We start from the raw sequence: 18,303 nt of genomic DNA on the forward strand, positions 1-18,303 counted from the left end.
TTACGCCGGTTTAGTCCGGTAATCTCTTGCATTTACAGTCTAATTTATGAAATGGATTCCATAGCAAGCTTTTTATTTGGGAGGTAATTTGCGGACAATATGATAAAATAAAATGACTATACACAAGCACAAAAGGGAGGCTGTTGTACTCTAATGGCTAATATTAAAGAAATTGCCCGTATGGCTGGTGTTTCTGTGACAACAGTCTCGCGGGTGCTCAATAATCACCCTTATGTAAGTGAAGTCAAACGAACCGCAGTCCTAAATACTATTGAAAAATTAAACTACACGCGTAATATGAACGCCGTGCATCTGATCACTGGGCGGACTCAAGCTATAGCTGTTATTATTCCGTATACCAACTTATTTTATTTCTCAGTCATTATTGCAGGCTTGGCTCAAGAAGCACTGCTGGCTCAATACCGGCTCGTTCTCTGCCAAACCGATTATCGTACGGAAGAAGAAATTAAGGTGCTTGAGATGCTGCGGAACAAAGAAATTGACGGTGTAGTTATGGTCTCTTCAACAATGAGCTCAGAAGCTATTGAAGAATATACAGCTTATGGTCCTATTGTGGTATGTCAGGATAGGGGAGAACGCCAATTTTCTTCTGTATATATTGAGCATTATTCTGCTTTTCGCAGTGGCCTTCAATATTTGAATGATAAAGGTTACCGCCATATTGGCTACTGTGAAGGAAGACCACACGGCAGCAGCAGCTCTATCCGCCAAATTGCCTTTAGAGACTTTCTAGAAGCTACAGATCAGCCTTACAATGATGAATGGATAATCTATAACTGTCTGACCGAAGAGGACGGTGCCCGCGTACTTCACCAACTGCTGCAGATGAAGAATCGTCCTGATGCCCTGATTATTTCAGCAGGCGATCATATAGCGGCTGGTTTAATCATCGAAGCTTGGAAAAAGGGTATCCGCATTCCTGAGAATCTGGCCGTCATCGGATTTGATGATCAGCCTATCGGCCGAACGTTAGGTCTGACCACTGTAGATAATCAGTTAACTGAAATGGGCATATCCGCTTTTCGGATTATCTATGATCAGATCCAGCGAAATGATGGACAACCCGTTCATCGCAAGCTTGAGTACCGTATTATAGAACGCAATACAGTATAGTATCCTTTTCATCTTATATCTCAGTAATTACATCATTTTAACGGTCCACTTTGCAGCCTTCTGCGAGTAGACCGTTTTTTATTTTTGCATATTCCCCTTTAGTATTCATTTTTATCCCTTGCTTCCGAATGGAATTTGTTTTATCCTAAATATGAAAATAATTTTCTGCATTTAGTTAATAATCATAAAAATAATTTCAATACCCCATTGAAACGAGGTGGATGAATGGATGTCCCCAATACTGCATGCACTCGAGCATGAGAAGGCCAAGCTCTCTCAAATGGAACGAAAGCTGGCTGAACGAATTCTCTCCTCACCAGGCGAAATCGTTCATATGGGCATTACAGAATTAGCAGAACAATGCGGAATAAGCCCGGCAACGATCACACGTTTCTGTAAGGTGCTTCATTTTAAAGGCTTTCCGGATTTCAAGGTGAAGCTGGCAGCAGAAATTGCTCATAGTGATGCCGCGCCGCAGGATGGTGGCTCTTCTTATCAAGATATTGTAGCCGGCAACCCACTCTCCGTGATTGTGGAAGCGATGCAGACGAACCATCTGACCTCCATCCGGGATACTACCTCACTGTTAGATCTGGAGCGATTGCAGGCAGCAGTTAATTTATTGTGCCAAGCACGCCGCGTTGATCTGTACGGGATGGCGACCTCTTCCATTGTCGCTCAGGATTTCTATCAGAAGCTAATCCGCATAGGCGTAAATTGTACTGCTTTTGCTGATTCCCATATGCAGATTACCTCTGCTTCATCACTCTCCGAAGGTGATGTCGTGTTCGCAGTATCCTATTCGGGAGAGACTCCCGAGACCATTGATGCCTTGATGTGTGCGAAGGCTAGCGGAGCAAGCACTATCGCACTAACCTCTTATGGCAGCAGCACCTTGGCTACTCTGGCGGATATCCCCCTATTCTCCTCATCTTTGGAGAAAGGCATGCGACGGGGAGACATGGCCTCACGCATAGCTCAGCTTCACATCATTGATATTTTGTTCACTGGAATGGTCAGCACCCGTTTTGGGGATTTTATTCCTAGACTGGAGCAATCTTATCTCAATGTCCAACAATACCGAAACAAACGAGGAGGACAATCCTAATGAATATTCTAAAGTTCCATAGTGATGAAGATTTCGTACAAACGGGTGCGAATCTTATTGCCAGCCTGTTGCAAAGCAATCCTAAAGCCGTGCTCGGTCTTGCGACCGGAAGCTCCCCAGTTGGGGTTTATGCCAAATTGGTTGAAATGCACCAAAAAGGACTTGTGAGTTTCTCTAAAGCAACTTCCTTTAATCTGGATGAGTATATCGGCTTGCCTGTCGACCATCCACAAAGCTATCGCAGTTTCATGAACGAGCAATTATTTAACCATATAGATATTGATCCAGGACAGACACATATCCCTAACGGAAACGCAGCGGATATGGAAGCAGAATGCCTTGCATACGATAAAATGCTGGAAGAAAACGGACCCGTTGACTTGCAGATTCTCGGTATTGGCAGCAACGGCCACATTGGATTCAACGAACCCGATGCTAACCTCAGCAGCAAAACCCATGTCGTCGACCTGCTTGAAGATACCCGGGAAGCAAATGCTAGATTCTTTGACAGTTTGGATGAGGTCCCTCGGCAAGCGATCACAATGGGCATTGGAGGCATCCTAAAAGCACGCCAAATCCTCTTATTGGTTCGTGGTGCCGGCAAAGCTGAAGCTATCCGCAATGCTGTGGAAGGCCCGATTACAACCCAATGCCCTGCATCCTTGCTGCAGAGTCATCCAAATGTAATCGTTCTCGTAGATGAAGGAGCAGGCAAATGGCTGAAATAAATAAAGAACTAGAACAGTTGCTGTTCGGTAAGGTACTGACTCCCCAAGGTATAATTGAGCACGGTGTGATTGCCGTATCTGGAGAGCAGATCCACTATGCTGGCGATGCGGCTTGGCTTCCAGAGCGTTACACGCATTGGCCTGCCAGTGGTCAAGCAACGGATCTCCTGATCCCCGGATTTGTAGATGTACATGTTCATGGTGGAGCTGGCCACGACTTTATGTACAGTGATACTGAATCGCTGAATGCCATCACTAAGTTCCATAGTTCCCAAGGAACAACAACAATGCTGGCTACAACCATGACCGCTTCCAAGTCTGCTATTGACCAAGTATTCTCCGAAGTCAGCGCTTATCGCGCTGCTGAAATGCCTTACACACAAATCGCAGGCATGCATTTGGAAGGACCTTTCATCAGCCCGAAATGGTCCGGCGCACAAAATCCAGAGCATATTGTTCCTGCCAATATTGAGTGGCTAGCACAATGGGAGAACGATTATCCAGGAATGATCCGGCAAGTCACGCTTGCTCCGGAACGTGAAGGTGCCCTCGAAGCTATTCTCTGGCTGCGCAAGCACGGTATAACTGCAGCGCTCGGGCATACGGATGCCTCCTTTGAAGAGGTTATTGCCGCAGCAGATGCTGGACTTAACCAAGCTGTGCATATGTTCAATGCGATGACACCCCTACATCACCGTAAACCTGGAGCGGCTGGAGCTATTTTGTTCGATAAACGCATTCGCGCAGAGATTATAGCCGACGGGATTCATGTTCATCCCGCAGCCATTTCTATATTGACCCGTCTCAAGAAAGAGAACAATTTATTACTGATTACTGACGCCATGTCTGCAACTGGACTTAGTGATGGTGAATATACAATCGGTGATTTACCTGTACTCGTTCAAGATGGCATCGCCACCCTTAAAGATAATCCTGCTGCTCTAGCTGGAAGCACACTAACGATGATTCGCGGCTTCCGTTATCTGATCCAAGAGGTAGGACTCACCTTGGAAGAAGCCTCCCGCGCTGCAAGCCTTACGCCAGCGGCGTCCATTGGAATGGAACGAAGCATTGGCTCCTTGGAGGCTGGAAAACGCGGCGATATCCTACGCCTTGATGCTGAATTTAATATTCGCGGCGTATGGATCGGCGGACGTCCAATCACCACTTAATAAAATTAGCTCCAAACAAAAAAGCAACAATTCTCTCCAGATGGTGAGATTGTTGCTTTTTTATTTAGATCACAAAATCATTAATAATTACGTGTTGGGAAAATTCGTTCAACCATGGTACGGAATTCATCCACAAATCCTTTTATCGGATGACCGGCACGAGCCTCTTCAGCATAAACATTGGCGCGTTCCACGAAGTCAGGATTTGCTGATACGTATACATCCTTAATTCTCGCATCATGTTTTTTAACTTCCGCAGCAATTTTATCTTTAATTGCTTTGGTAACTGTTTCTGTTTCTCTTGTATTTATGGTGTTATTTGTGTTATTCGTGCTATTGGTGTTGTACATATGCGTCGAATTACTTCTGTAATTCGCATCATGGGTACTAGGAGTGGTACTGCGCATGCCCATTCCCATTCCAGTTCCCATACCTTTTCCCATCCCCATATCTACATCATGTTTCGAGCCATTGCTGTTCAGCAGAGGACCATTATTATAAGTATGGTTTCTTGTCGTACCTGTTCCCATAGTACCTGTACCTGTTCCTGTTCCTGTTCCTGTTCCCAACATACCCGCTCCCAAATTACCCATGCCATTGATTCCATTTCTGGTTGCCGGTCCAGTACTTGTTGTACCAGGAATTGTATTTACAGTACCTTTTAAGGCTCCGTTCATACCATTGGTTACGGCTCCAGTATCATTCATTCCATCACGGCCAATTTTCACTCTTCCTGTACCAGACATTACGCCAGTCGGTCCATAATTGTGAGGAGTGGTTGAGGATTTTGCCCGATACGATGGAGTCCCTTTGGCACGCAGGCCAGCAGTTGCATCATTTAAAGTTACTGCTACATACGCGCTTTTTCCTGCAAGCATTACATTCGCTGAGCGGACTTCAGGCATTGCAGCAATCCGGTCTGCAAGCTCCTGACTAACTTCCATCTTAGTGATGTTATGTGTGCCACCGCGTACGGAATTCACACCAATACGCCCATCATTTACTCCCCGGACACTATTGGTTTGCACATTCGATTTTTCTGCCGTATTGGTTCCACACCCCGTAATACTCACCAAGCCGAGAAGCAATGCAGCTGAGACTGACATACTGATCTTGGATCGCAACATGAATTCATCCTCCATCTCTAATGTTGTATGTGTGCAGTGTACGATCGTTAGGATGACCTTCTGAAGAACAAGCTATCCTGAAAGGATTTGGAACTATGCCGCTTTGACCGTCACCCGCGAGTGCAGATCGGCGTATCTTATAAACAGTAAGCCATATCTCAACAAGTCGGTATTACTCCGCAAAAGTCAGGAGGCTTGTGCATGAAAGTTCTATTTACGTTTTATGTACCGAGTGGCGGGGTGGAGACATTAAATAAGCTGCGATGTGAAAGTCTCCAGCGAAGTGGGATCGAATGCCATGTTTTATATCTAATGCCGGGTTCAGGCCAGAATACGACGAATTTTCCGGTATTTGTCTCATCTTCAGATGAAGAAATTAAAAATTTGCTGGAGACCCATAATTACGATGCCATTATTGTTACATCTGATTATTTATTACTGAAACGTCTGCGTGAACTCGGTTACCGCGGTATTATGATATACGAATCTCAAGGCCTTGGAAAACGCAGTCATGCGGAAACTCTGATCAGAGATGCCGTCCCTTATTTACGTTCTTATTGTAATGCGGTACTAATCCCGCCAACCGATCATTTATTGGAGCTGTTTATTGAAATCTGTCCCTGGCTGCATCGTTATGTAATTCCGAATATTGTTGATGTCCAGTCCTTTCAGCATATCCCTGCTGAACCTCCCGCTAATCCGGTTATCGCTTGGGTAGGCCGGCTAGAGAGCAATAAAAATTGGCGGGAATATTTGAGAATCGCCCATGATATTCGCCTTTATAAACCAGATATTCATTTGTGGATGTTCCATGATCCTAATTTAGCCGCAGAGGATCAGAAACAATCCTTTCAGGAGGAGCTACACGCCCTAGGGCTGAATGATCGTCTAAGTACTTTTACCAATATTCCTAATCATGTAATGCCGATTTATTATTCCTCGATCGCTAATTCTGGTGGATTCCTGTTAGCCACCTCCATTACAGAAGGATTTGGATATGCTGTTGCCGAAGCGATTTGCTGCACTTGTCCAGTACTTAGTACAGATTCCGATGGTGTCAGATCCTTTATTGTTCATAATGTCACGGGTAAATTTTACCCGCTTGGCAATATTCCAACTGCCGTCAACGAAGGACTGGAGCTTATGAACAATATTCCTCTGCGAGAGGGTCTCCGCCAGCAAGGAAGAGGATATATGGTCTCACGCTTCGGAACTGAGAAGTATGCGCAGTCTTTTCGTGAAATGATGAATTCCTATGCCATCTTCTAACCGAAATCATGCAAAAAAACCTTCAAGCCACTTCTCACGTGGTATTGAAGGTTTTTTATATTTTAGAGGTATATTATAAAGAGTTCCGTGATACGATCTCAAACAACGCATTCTGAAACAATTGTGTGCTTTTTTCCCAAGTGAAACGTTGTGAATCCTGTTCCCCCCTACGAGCAAGCCGCTGGCGCAAATCAGGGTCTTTAATCAAGGTTATGATATCATCCGCAAGCCGATTCTCAAACCGGTAGGACATTAAGCAGTTGTGGCCATGCCTGCCATATTCCATATTCCCACCGGAGTAAACAGTAACGAGTGCTGCTCCACAACGCATAGCCTCGATGCCTGGTAGCGATCCCGTATCATACGTACTTGAGCTTACAAAAATATCGCTCTCACTATAATGGTAACAAAGCTCAGTATCATTTGCTGGGGTTCTTATATGATATCGTTCATCCGTTAGTAAAGTTTGCAGTGTAGTCGATTCAGCAAATTCACCAGGTGGAATAATCAAATAAAGTTCAACTTCTGGATGCATTCTTCTGACCCGATTTAACTGTTCAAGCAAATAGTCTTGTTCACGATGGCCTGAGAATCCACCCTCTGGCTTTCGCATAACCGCGGAAACTACAAGCTTATTTTCAGGTTCACGAATGTTCAGGTTTCTAAAAACAGGATTCACACCAATGGGTACGATTGTCCCCTTAATGCCATGATTCTTCTGGACGATTTCTTGCTGCCAGCGGGAAAGTACGAGCAGATTGCTAGTTAAACTATAAGATGCAAAAGAGCGGCTATTGTCAGGTAAAAAAGTGGGCTCGTAGCAAAGTGCTAAGCGAATATGAATCCCTTTCCCCTCATTACTTGCCTGCTGCGATACCTCGACTGTGGTATAAAAGTTGGAGACAATCACGTCCCCCACTGGAAAATCATGGGCCGTTAATTCACCATCTGCCGCATAACGCAATTCACAATTCATCTCGTATTCAACGACACCATCGCTGGGTAGGAGAATCGTAATTTCATGACCGATTTCTGACAGACGATTAGCCAGTTCTGCCAGCATCCGTTGTGCTCCGCCCCTAGATAGAGTTAGAACAGGAAATATTAACTTCATTCCCCTCTCTCCTTTAGCAGCAGATGCGATAGAACCCCGTGATGTTTTGCTTGTACCAGTTCTATCTCTCTTTTCTGCGCCTCACTATGAATCACTGAACCCATCTCTTGATGCACTCGATAATCAAGCTGCGGATGCTCAATATAAGACCAGCTAAAATGCGGTAAAATACGTAGCCATAAATCATAATCTTGAGTATATAACAACATCTCATCAAACGTTCCTACGGCACGAAATATATCCATATGAAGAAGAACTGTACTCCCATTCACCGGACACCCCAACATCATAGTCTCAATAAAATGGGCTCTGCTGCTAAAAAGCATACTTACCGTATCTGAGATCCGTTCTCCCTGCTCATTTATATAATAATAGGCTGTATAGTTAAACAAAGTACCCGTACTTTTGAGCTTTTCTATTTGGTTTTTGATTTTATCCGGGTGAAATTGATCATCTGCACTGAGCCAGGCAAAATACGTTCCGGTAGCCACTTCTATCCCTTTGTTCAAAGCAGAAGCCGTCCCTCCATTACTCTTTTGTATATAAATGATTCTGTCACGGAAGGGGGCCAACTTCTCCAGCCATAGGGTAGAACCGTCATCGACTACAATAAGTTCTATATTCGGATAGCTTTGATCCAAGACACTTTGGATGGCGAGATCCACATACGAACAGTTATAAAATGGGATGATCACCGATACTTTAGGTTCTTCACTCATACGCGCTCACCTCCTTCACCCGGAGCTCAACTTTTATACTGTTTTACAAGCAAGCAGGGCATCTACTGGTGCATGGCCCTCCCCGAATGCTTCACGAAACGATGGGTTTTGGGCATGATGGAAACCTTTAAGTACCGTTACCTCATACCCAAGTGCAATAAAATCCTCCGGCTCCCATCCGCTCCGATGCTTTTGAAAATACTCTCCCTGCAAATGATAATGATCCATACCCTCCTGTGGAAAAAAGCCCCGAGGGGTAAATACAACTACTCGGTTATTGGCGATTCTTTCGGCCATCCCTAGCAGAGTCTTCGCTTCATTTTTATTAAAGTGCTCTATTGAATCAATAAAGGTAACCGCTGAAAATGTTTTGGGGAGGAATAATTTATCCATATGACTGGCATCTGCATGTACCGGAATAATATGAGGTGACTTATATTGACGATGCAGCAGGTACGGCCTGTGAATTTCTAATCCAAGCACTACTGCGGCTTCATATCGTTCAAGCAGGGTACCGGTGCCGCTGCCGATATCCAGAATACTCTGGCAGAATTTCAACTGTTCCAGTAAGACTGGCAGAAAGTCATTCACTTCAATTTCCCGGTACATTACCTTCAGCCCCCCATAGAAGAAATCAAGTGCTGCAGCGAATTCTTGTAGCGGGCATTGGTCGCAGCTGCCTCTGCCATAATTACATCAAAATATTTGATCGTTCCCATGCCCTCATGCGTCCGGTAAGCTGTGAGGGATTGATTCAACATCACCGGTGGATATCCGTTCAGAATGGCGCGGAACCATAAGTCATAATCATGGGTGTAAGGAAGTGATTCATCAAAAAGTCCGATGGCTCCAAACACCTCTCGTTTAAACATCACCGTACAGCCATTAATGGGATTACCGTGTAAAAAACAACGTAAGTAATCCAGGTGACTAGGAAACAATGGCGCAGCATTCAGCTGAACCAGCTGCGATTGAGCGTTAATATAATTAAAGTTGGTATAGGAGATTAACAAGTGGTTCTGCTCCATGAACAGAACCTGATTGTTGATCTTATCCCGATAAAATAAATCATCCGAGCTAAGCCAGACCACATAGTCCCCCGTTGCATTCAATATGCCGTGATTCAGTGCGGAGGCGGTTCCCCCATTGCCTTTGCCCAAATAATGAATTCGGGAAAGATACGGTGTAATTAGATTGCTATGGGCATGCGAGCCGTCATCAACAACAATGATTTCGTAAGGTTCCCAAGACTGGGAGAACGCACTTTGCAGGGCGTGCTCAATATAAGGACAATTATAAAAAGGAATCACTACCGAAACCTTCGGTCTCATAACAACCTCCCCTCCCCGCTAACTCGGTAATAATTCAAAATATCCATTAACGATTGGTTAAGCCCAATTTCCGGAAGCCAGCCCAGTGAAGTCACATCAGCCTCAGGGGTTGATGCTTCTGAATGAACCTGCTTATCCGCTGTGGCTGCGATCTCTGAAATAGCCCGTTCAGCATCTGCAGGTCCCCAGTCCATTGGCACTGGACCTACAGAATGACTGAGCAGCTGCTCCGCGATCTCCCCGAGTTCCCGCTGCTTCCCCGAATCGATGCGATAGATGGTTCCATTTGTACCTTTACGCAAAATGTAATCATAAGCTCTAACGGCATCTCTTACATCTAAAAAATCACGCAGCGCATAACGAGAAGAGAGCTTAAATGGAGGTATTTCCTCTTCTGGCTGGCCTTCACTTCGGACAATGTGCTGTGCTAATAAAGAGCAGAAGCCGGTGGAAGGACCGGGACCAATCAGATTACAGGGCTCAGCCAGCAGAACCGGCTGTTTAAATAAGGTGCCCCAAGCGAGGGACACCAGCTCTTCTATTGTTTTGCTAAGACTGTACGGGTGTGGTGGCCCAGCCACCACACCCGGTTTGAACTTAAGTCTGGAGCCTGCCACTAGAATCCGACTGCTCGGCAGGCTTCGCATGGCCTCCAGTAAATATAAGGTGGCCATCACATTGGTCTCCATATAAAGCAAGGGATTAAGCCATGACTCGGGTACGGAGTTCTTCCCAGCCAAATGAAGGACAGCGTCCGGTGCAGTTTGCTTGATCATCTCAGCTACTGCTTTCCGGTCACTTAAATCACAAACATAAATCTTTACTCCTTCTGGAAAAAGAGTGGAGGCAGCTGTCGATTGCGGCCGCAATACAGCGATAACCTCAGCCCCTCCTGCCGAAAATAATCGAACCGCATGTTGCCCGGTAAATCCACCGGCTCCGGTAATCAGAAGTCTTTGACCTGTCATAAATACATCTCTGACTGTTTCATCCAGTCAGCCAGTTCCTGCAGCATTAAAGGATATGAAGGCAGCGGCAAGAGGACATCCGCTCTTGTATTCACTAGTGTACGATCCTGAATATGTTCATCCTCAGGGATGATCTCCACATTTTCTTTATGAAAAGCCGCCTGAATATACTGAAGCAGCTCATATTTACTTACCGGCTCTGGATGCGCTAAATGGATCAGCCCCGATACAGGGGAATCCAGCATTACATCCACTGCTTTGGCTAATTGGAGCGTTGTGACCCCGTTCCACATCACCCGCCGGTATCCTGAAACTTTACCACTCTGCGCCAGGAACCAATCCATCAGACCAATACCGCCTGAGCGGATTTCGGGACCAATAATGGAAGTGCGAATCGTAAGATGCCCGGGTTTTTGCACCTCACCGAGACTTTTCGAAATTGCATATACAGAGGTTCCATCAGGAGCATCCTCTTCGGTGTACCCTCCGCGTGTTCCTTCGAACACGCAGTCGGTACTGATATGGATGAGCCTTGCCTGAACATCCTCCGCCTTTCGCCACAAGTGATGAGGGAGAAAGCCATTCACGTGGTAAGCCCCAATTTTGTCACGCTCCGCGAATTGATTGAGAACCCCCATTGCATTGATAATGCAATGAGGGGAAACGATATCGACCAGCTTCTCAACTCCGGCTATATCGTTCGCATCTACATACAGCCCGCCAAGATCGCTCTTATCCCGGGTTGTATGGAAGACGTGATGCTTGCCCTGGCGGCGAAAATAATCCGCCAGCATATGCCCCGCCATACCGTTTCCACCTAGGATAAGCAGCTTCATTGCAGGAACCCTCCCCGGATCAAGATGCTTTTGATCTCTTCCCGATCCATCAGATTCGTCTCTGAACTGAAGCTATTGAAAGAGACATGAGGATAAGCGCTATAATGTGCCTTTAATTCCGGCATGTTCAGCGTAGGGAGAATTACTAGATACTGTTCATCGTAGACAACGGTAGTTAAGCTTTCGAAATCGCTCATCAGAATCTCGTGGATTTTCTCCCCCGGACGAATCCCGGTCTCAACAATACTCACATTGGACTCTCCGGAAGCCTCAATCAGCACCTCAGCAAGATCGATAATTCGGCAGGTAGGCATAGTCATGACGAAGATTTCTCCACCCAAGCTAACCTCAGAAGCTTTAAATAATAACGTAATAGCATCGCGTAGGGTAAAAAAGAAGCGGGTCATTTTCATATCCGTAATGCGTACCTGACCCTTATCCTTAATCTGCTTCATGAACAAATGCACTACGCTGCCGTTCGTTCCGAGCACATTACCTCCGCGTACAGTAACGAACCGGGTGTTTGAGCCAATCAGATTGGCATAAACGAACAATTTTTCCCCGATCGCTTTGGTCATTCCATAGAAGTTGGATGGGTTCGCAGCCTTATCGGTAGAGATGTAAATTGCTTTCTCAACGCCATTTACAATGGCAGCTTCGATCACATTTTGAGTTCCCACTACATTGGTTTTGAGTGCTTCATAAGGCTGATCTTCACAGACTGGAACATGTTTGAGCGCCGCCAGATGAAAGATATAATCAACGCCACGGCAGGCTGCAATCAGCGCATCCTTGTCACGGATATCGCCAATGATAAAGCTGAGACGTTGATCTTCAAACTCCCGGCTCATCGCCACTTGAGCGGATTCACTGCGGGAGAATACGATGATTTCCTTAGGATTTTGTGGCAGAAGTTGCCTAATCAGCTCATGCCCCCAGGAACCAGTTCCGCCTGTGACCACAATCCTTTTATTATTGAACATGCAGGTTCCCTCCAAGCAAGAATTTAACTACCTTGACCGAAACATCCGGAGTCATGTATCCTTCCGGTGCCTCCCAATCCCGATTGAGCGCCGTCATCAGCTTGACGCTGCGCAGAATACTTTTCTGATCTACACCTGAGACTACATTACTGCCACAATCCACTGTTTCTGGACGTTCCGTCGTTCTGCGAATCGTAACTGTTGGCACTTTCATCAAGCAGCATTCCTCCTGTACAGTCCCGCTGTCGGTGATGGCACATAAGGCGTGCTGTTCCAAATAGACAAAATCAAAAAATCCGAAAGGTTCATGAAATTCAACTAGTGGGTTCATTGGAAGGGAAAATTGCTCGGTAAGTTTGGAGCGAGTGCGAGGATGAATGCTGCATATTAAACGAATTCCAAAATGCTCAGCCACTGCGTTAAGACCCGACATAATTTGTACAAGGGACTCTGGATCATCTACATTCTCAGCACGGTGGGCCGTGACTAGGAAATACTGTCCTGAGGTAAGCTTCAGCTGCTCCAGAATGTCGCTGGTCTGGATTTTGTGCTCAAAATGGGTCATGACCTCATGGATCGGATTTCCTGTTAACACGATACGCCTGCTGGGGAAACCTTCGCTGATTAGATGTCTTTTGCTCTGCTGCGTATAAGGCATATTAATGGTCGAAACGGCGTCGATGACACGGCGGTTTTTCTCTTCTGGTACTTGGAGGTCATAGCAGCGGTTGCCCGCTTCCATATGCACCACCGGAATTCCCATACGTTCAGCCAAAATCGCACATAACGCGCTGTTCGTATCGCCCAGAAGCAAGACGCGATCTGGCTGTTCTTTTAGTAAAATGCTTTCTAACCCTCCGAACATGGCGGCAAGCTGGCCGCCTAGTCCTGCTTGTTTATCCTGCAGCACATAATCCGGTGCGCGCAGTCCCAGCTCAGCAAAGAAAATGCCGCTGAGACTGGCGGTGAAGTTCTGGCCTGTATGCACCAGGATGTGCCGCTCAGCATGTTCGTCGAGAAGCGGAATGATTACACTGAGGCGAATGATTTCAGGCCTCGTGCCTAAAATCGTCATGATCTTCATGAGTTCACTCCCCTGCCTGTTTAATTATGGTCTGACTTGGCTCAGTCAGCGGACTGTGCTCTGGTTGCTGGATTGAGCTCATTGAGCGGGAAATGTACCGTTCATTGGGCTCTGGTTGCTGGATTGAGATCAATAAGCGGGAATTATACCGCTCATTGGGCTCCGGTTGCTGGAATGAGCTCAATGAAGGGCATTTTTGCCTCTCTTTGTGCTCAGTTAGCCGAATTCGACCCATTCGAGGGCATTTATGCCTCTCTTTTTGCTCAGCTGACCACTTTCGCCGCAATCTAGGGCAAATATGCCTCTCTTTTTGCTCAGCTGGCCACTTTCGCCGCAATCTAGGGCAAATATGCCTCTCTTTGCACTCGGCTAGCCGAATTCCACGCAGTCGAGGGCAGATATGCCTCTCTTTTTAATCAGCTTGCCGCTTCGCTGCAATCGAGGCATTTACGCCGCGCGCCGCCGCCCACCGCGGCGGGCCCGGCGGCGCTTGCCCCCGGCAGTGCTGCGCCGCCGGGCAGAACCTTTACGCCGCTTGCGAGCAACGCGGCGCAAAACCAACGGGCGCCCGCTTCGCCGGCGCGCCCGGGCTTTGCCGCGCCGCTTGCGGGCGACGCGGCTTGGCAGGCCCTTGCTTCGCGCCGGCAAAGCCGGCGACGCTGCGGGTAAATCAGGCTGGACAGCAGGTGGTTCCACCACCACCACGCTGTCAGCCTCGCGCACCGCAGGTGCGCTGCAATAGCGGAGGTTCCACATCTCCGCAAGACCCTGCAGGCGGCTCCGATAAGCCGCCGGACCATAGACGGCGTCGACGCGCTCCCGCGCTTGACTGCCTAGAGTTAACGCCAGTCCCGGCTGCGCCAGCATGACGTTGACTCTTTCTGCCAGCGCGGAAATGTCCGATGCTGGCACGAGATTTTCGCCACAGCCCGCTGCGTGCAGAATTTCCCGCAAGCCCCCAGAGTCGTAAGCGACCACGGGCTTTCCAAAAGCCATTCCTTCCAGAGCAGTCATGCCGAAGCCTTCGCGGATCAGACTAGGAACCACTAGCACATCCATGGCACAATAGGCAGATGGAAGACATTCAGCATAACCAACAAATTTAAACCGGGTGTACAGTCCCTCAAGCTTTACCTTGCGGACACAACGCTCATAATAGCTTTTATCGCCAGCTGACCCAATGACAACAAATTTCGAGCTTGGATGAACCGCGTGCACAAGCACAGCCATTTTCACAAAATGTTCTAGACCTTTTTCTTTGTTGATAAAAGAAGAAATATAACCGATCAGCTGTTCATGCGGTTTAACCCGCAATTCCCGCCGCCGTTCGCTCCGAAGCTTACTCCAAGCCTCAATCATCATCTCTTTATCATTCCAAGAGGGAGGCAGCTGGATCACTTTTTCCGCTCTCACGTCCTCTGGAAAGCAAGCTGCAGCTGTTTGTGAAATAGCTAGTATCTCATCACTATTCCGATGAATCAGCCCTACACTAATAGCTGTATATTCATTGTCTGTTATCGTCTCTGATATTTTCCATATCACCGGAATGCCCAGTGACTTTGCAGCCATTGCTGGCAGAGCATGCACACAGGTACTTGTAATAACAAACGCCGGGCGCAGGGAATTCAGCCAGTCTGTTAATTCGTGATACTCCCTGCTTTCCTGGAATTTCCGAGCATCTGCCTCCAACCCTGCATAAGGAGTGTACATTCCATATAAAAGAGGAATCGAAAGCAACTGTACACTTATTCCACAGCTTCGAGCCTGAGAAGTCAGCTTGCCGTCCTGAGGCGCAACGAGAATACAATTAAAGTACGGAGAAAGCTCCTGAGCGAAAAACAACAATAGCTTCTCCGCTCCCGTAATACTGCGTGTATTGGATACATGTGAAAAGAGGACGATTGTAGCTTTGTCAGCCATGGCGTTTCGGCGCTCCCTAACGAGGGGCCTGGAGCAGCCATTCACCTCCTTAAAAAATTTACAAACTTTGCGCTAAGTTCTATCCTTCGCAGTAAAACTCTCTTTGAAAATGGTCGCTCCTGTGACTCGCAACATCGCTTCCGCTTAGCTCTAGAATCTCGTCAGTCAATTTCACTTCGCTCCCGAGCTTCGCCCCTTCACTTCCACTCTGCTCTCGAATCTAGCCAGTTGCTTCCGCTCCGCTATACAAGCCCGCTCCAGACGTTGCTTCTTTTCATCAGGCCACAGGCATAAGCTGAGGTTCGGTTCTACAGTATATCGAGGAAAAACAGATGCCGGCACGACACCTGTCCCCTGGTAAGCGCACATTTCCGTTCCATTTCCGGGCATATGACCTAGCCATAAATTACTGTTAACAGCTGGTGTATACGTTTGGTGTAGGTGTGATCTTTAAGCGTCCGTTCAAAAGCGCGCAGGGCAATCGCACGGCGTTCTTCCTCATGAGTCAGGTAAAAACGGATTTTATCCATCATTTCTTGAGGGCTTGCAAAAGTCTCAATTTCTTCGCCAGGTTTGTAGAAAGATCCCATATCATCTCTGGCATCTACTAATTGCAGCGTACCCGTAGCCGCGATTTCAAAAGTACGCGGATTAGGAGATACCGCCGGAATCGAAAGCGTATTGTTATTCACTACTTCATCAATGTGCGAGCGGTGGAGGTTAATGACGATTTTGGATCCGCTGTAAGCTACCGCTGTTTCCTGTGGTGACATCCACTTACCAATCTCAATTCGATCTCCATAGAGTGCCGCCTCAGGCAGACGGTCCCACCAGATGCCGTTAATCACCGTGTTATAGTTCATCAAATCCGGAAGAATCTCACGGAAGAAATTAACCCGGTTCCAATAGGCAGAGCCAATAAAACTAACTTCGCGATTCAATGGTGAACGTGTTGTAGTTGGACGGTAATGCTCGCGGTGAGCGGCAAAAGGAAGATAATGAACTTCAGGGCAGCCAAGTCCCTTATAAAAATCAATACAATTACGCTCAAGCGTGAACACAAAATCGTAATGCGCCACAATTTTAACTGTAAAATCAGTGTAATAAGGATCATCTGTAAGCCAAATGGCTGTCTTAATCCCGCTAGCCCGAAGAACGGAGATCTGCTCAAGCGGTAAATCCATACCATCCAGCACAAGTACCAGATCCGGTCTTTGAGCGGCGGCTAACTCCACTAAGTTTTGACGCACATCTGTTATCGTGACTTGTGTGGTTAATTTTTGCAGCGCGTAGAGGACTGCATCGTCTAATGGAGAGTAGGGATATCCTTTACCAGAAGCCACATACATTACATGAATATTCCGTACAGGAAATACTTCTTCTGGCCGACCATCTAAAATCGCAAGCCGTCCCCGTAAATATCCCTCATCATATCCGCCCTTAAAACCACTCAGACGACCACGAAGCTTTTCTTCCTCTGGAGGTGTCAGTGGTAGCGGTGGTGCAGGCATAATAAATTCATTGTTGTTTATCATCATCCTCGCTCCTTTATCCCGTTATAGATTTCATACACTTGAAGCAATCACATTCAGCAAATGAGGCAAACGCGCAGTGAATGTATGGTTCCGCATGGTTGTCTGTAGTCCCCGTAAAGCGTAAATTCGGCGCTCTTTTTCATGCTTCAGATAGTACTCAATCTTCTCCTGCAATTCCTTAGCAGAGCCAAAAGTATCCAAGTCATAACCTGGCCGATAATAATTGCCCAGATCCTCACGAACATCCGTAAGCTGCATAGTACCGCAGGCACTGATCTCATAAGTACGTGGGTTGATAGAGCGTGATGGTAAACGGAAGCTATTCCGGTTATCCTGCCCCTCCTCCCACGGACGGTGAATATTAATGACTAGCTTTGCACCACTGTAATAGTTCGCAGTTTCCTCAGGTGGGATAAAGCCATTGCTAATAAAAGGGGCAAGCTGGTCATAAGTCGCAAGCCGTTCCCAGAAGCCGCCAGCGATCAGCACCTTCTTATCCTTTAAATAGGGGGCAAGTTCATCAAACAGCGCTGTCCGATTATGAAATGCATTGCCAATAAACACAATGTCGTACTTATACTGCGGTGCCGTACGGCGCGGATAGAACATCTTTGGATTGACGCAAAGCGGTAAATAATGAACGGATGGAACTCCAAAGGATTGATAAAACTCCACACAACCGAGCTCATGCGTAAAGACGTGATCATAATGCCGGCAAATCACTGAAGTATCCTCTGTAAAATAAGGATCATCCACAAACCAGATCGCAGTCCGAATGCCCAGCTTTCTGATTTCTGTAATCTGTTCTAAATGATTTTCCGGAAAAACATGCAGTCCATTCATAACCAGCACTGCCCCGGGCATCTCCCGAGCTGCGGTCTCCAGCATAGTTTCTGGAGTGCTTATCACAAGCTCACTTACAAGCTGCTGAAGCGCCTCAATTACCCCAGTATCGATTGCATGGAACCCTTGAGGAACATACATTAGCTTAAATGGCCGACAGGCTTCGACCTCTACAGTACTCCGACGCTGCACAGCCTCACACATGCCAAGACGATATCCTTCGTGATAACCGTCGCGATAATCTCGCGGACGCTTGTGTTTTCTCCTTTTCGCTTTCACGGCCTTCACCCTGCCCCGTTGTATTCTCAAGACAGTATAACTATATGCGGAGTCAGCACTCGCCTCATGGACATCTGTCATTACTAGAACTAAATTGGCAGATGTACCCTGTCTTTTGCCCGGCTTGCCCGAACCCCGTCAGATTTCATCCAC

General features: G+C 46.9%; 18 protein-coding genes. 5 read left to right on the forward strand and 13 right to left on the reverse strand.

All coding sequences use genetic code 11. The features are described from left to right. Positions 1-153 precede the first annotated feature (153 nt). The 4 genes from NST94_RS24435 (at position 154) to nagA (ending at position 4,142) form a co-directional block, all read left to right on the forward strand. Entirely contained in the window at positions 154-1,134 is a 981-nt protein-coding gene (locus NST94_RS24435) for a LacI family DNA-binding transcriptional regulator (protein WP_076302437.1), read from the forward strand. Between the two features lie 229 nt (positions 1,135-1,363). Then, entirely contained in the window at positions 1,364-2,242 is an 879-nt protein-coding gene (locus tag NST94_RS24440; protein ID WP_036679688.1) for a MurR/RpiR family transcriptional regulator, read from the forward strand. Beyond that, positions 2,242-2,970 (forward strand): glucosamine-6-phosphate deaminase, encoded by a 729-nt coding sequence (gene nagB, locus NST94_RS24445; RefSeq protein ID WP_076130421.1) that lies wholly within the window; start codon positions 2,242-2,244, stop codon positions 2,968-2,970. The genes NST94_RS24440 and nagB overlap by 1 nt, the downstream gene beginning before the upstream one ends. Further along, positions 2,958-4,142 carry an N-acetylglucosamine-6-phosphate deacetylase gene (gene nagA / locus NST94_RS24450; RefSeq protein ID WP_339281391.1) on the forward strand — a complete coding sequence of 395 codons (1,185 nt, stop codon included), beginning with the start codon at positions 2,958-2,960 and terminating at the stop codon, positions 4,140-4,142. The genes nagB and nagA overlap by 13 nt, the downstream gene beginning before the upstream one ends. A gap of 80 nt (positions 4,143-4,222) precedes the next feature. Here nagA and NST94_RS24455 read toward each other — a convergent pair whose 3' ends face one another. Further along, positions 4,223-5,269: a YhcN/YlaJ family sporulation lipoprotein gene (locus tag NST94_RS24455; protein WP_339281392.1), complete on the reverse strand. Its 1,047-nt coding sequence runs from the start codon at positions 5,267-5,269 to the stop codon at positions 4,223-4,225. A gap of 201 nt (positions 5,270-5,470) precedes the next feature. Between NST94_RS24455 and NST94_RS24460 the strand changes: the two genes are divergently transcribed. Beyond that, the gene (locus tag NST94_RS24460) at positions 5,471-6,538 is read left to right on the forward strand and encodes a glycosyltransferase family 4 protein (protein WP_339281393.1); all 1,068 of its coding nucleotides are present in this window, start codon (positions 5,471-5,473) and stop codon (positions 6,536-6,538) included. A gap of 73 nt (positions 6,539-6,611) precedes the next feature. On the opposite strand, the gene NST94_RS24465 is transcribed toward NST94_RS24460, so the two are convergent. The 12 genes from NST94_RS24465 to NST94_RS24520 all read right to left on the reverse strand — a co-directional run bounded on the left by NST94_RS24465 (position 6,612) and on the right by NST94_RS24520 (position 18,159). After that, the gene (locus NST94_RS24465) at positions 6,612-7,652 is read right to left on the reverse strand and encodes a glycosyltransferase family 4 protein (protein WP_339169615.1); all 1,041 of its coding nucleotides are present in this window, start codon (positions 7,650-7,652) and stop codon (positions 6,612-6,614) included. Next, complete coding sequence (locus NST94_RS24470; protein ID WP_076130426.1) at positions 7,649-8,371, reverse strand: glycosyltransferase; 723 nt, start codon at positions 8,369-8,371, stop codon at positions 7,649-7,651. Before NST94_RS24470 ends, NST94_RS24465 begins: the two co-directional genes overlap by 4 nt. A gap of 33 nt (positions 8,372-8,404) precedes the next feature. After that, positions 8,405-8,980, reverse strand: a complete 576-nt coding sequence (locus tag NST94_RS24475; protein ID WP_076141519.1) for a class I SAM-dependent methyltransferase — start codon at positions 8,978-8,980, stop codon at positions 8,405-8,407. 5 nt (positions 8,981-8,985) lie between these two features. Then, on the reverse strand, positions 8,986-9,702 hold the full coding sequence (locus tag NST94_RS24480; protein ID WP_076130428.1) for a glycosyltransferase: 717 nt from the start codon (positions 9,700-9,702) through the stop codon (positions 8,986-8,988). Further along, the gene (locus NST94_RS24485; protein WP_076305606.1) at positions 9,699-10,670 is read right to left on the reverse strand and encodes an NAD-dependent epimerase/dehydratase family protein; all 972 of its coding nucleotides are present in this window, start codon (positions 10,668-10,670) and stop codon (positions 9,699-9,701) included. The genes NST94_RS24480 and NST94_RS24485 overlap by 4 nt, the downstream gene beginning before the upstream one ends. Beyond that, positions 10,667-11,506, reverse strand: coding sequence for an SDR family oxidoreductase (locus NST94_RS24490; protein WP_076305607.1), 840 nt, complete (start codon positions 11,504-11,506; stop codon positions 10,667-10,669). Before NST94_RS24490 ends, NST94_RS24485 begins: the two co-directional genes overlap by 4 nt. Next, positions 11,503-12,489, reverse strand: coding sequence for a polysaccharide biosynthesis protein (locus NST94_RS24495; protein ID WP_036679704.1), 987 nt, complete (start codon positions 12,487-12,489; stop codon positions 11,503-11,505). Before NST94_RS24495 ends, NST94_RS24490 begins: the two co-directional genes overlap by 4 nt. Next, positions 12,479-13,573 (reverse strand): UDP-N-acetylglucosamine 2-epimerase (non-hydrolyzing), encoded by a 1,095-nt coding sequence (wecB, locus tag NST94_RS24500; RefSeq protein ID WP_076103696.1) that lies wholly within the window; start codon positions 13,571-13,573, stop codon positions 12,479-12,481. Before wecB ends, NST94_RS24495 begins: the two co-directional genes overlap by 11 nt. 447 nt (positions 13,574-14,020) lie before the next feature. Next, the gene (locus NST94_RS24505; RefSeq protein ID WP_076302432.1) at positions 14,021-15,493 is read right to left on the reverse strand and encodes a glycosyltransferase family 4 protein; all 1,473 of its coding nucleotides are present in this window, start codon (positions 15,491-15,493) and stop codon (positions 14,021-14,023) included. 171 nt (positions 15,494-15,664) lie between these two features. Next, positions 15,665-15,835 (reverse strand): hypothetical protein, encoded by a 171-nt coding sequence (locus tag NST94_RS24510; RefSeq protein WP_175617396.1) that lies wholly within the window; start codon positions 15,833-15,835, stop codon positions 15,665-15,667. Between the two features lie 53 nt (positions 15,836-15,888). After that, complete coding sequence (locus tag NST94_RS24515) at positions 15,889-17,004, reverse strand: glycosyltransferase (protein WP_076187192.1); 1,116 nt, start codon at positions 17,002-17,004, stop codon at positions 15,889-15,891. Positions 17,005-17,058: 54 nt separating this feature from the next. Then, the gene (locus NST94_RS24520; RefSeq protein WP_076098583.1) at positions 17,059-18,159 is read right to left on the reverse strand and encodes a DUF3880 domain-containing protein; all 1,101 of its coding nucleotides are present in this window, start codon (positions 18,157-18,159) and stop codon (positions 17,059-17,061) included. Positions 18,160-18,303 lie beyond the last annotated feature (144 nt).

The organism is Paenibacillus sp. FSL H8-0282 (genome assembly GCF_037963825.1).
In the GTDB taxonomy this organism is placed as follows: Bacteria; Bacillota; Bacilli; order Paenibacillales; family Paenibacillaceae; genus Paenibacillus_AQ; species Paenibacillus_AQ odorifer.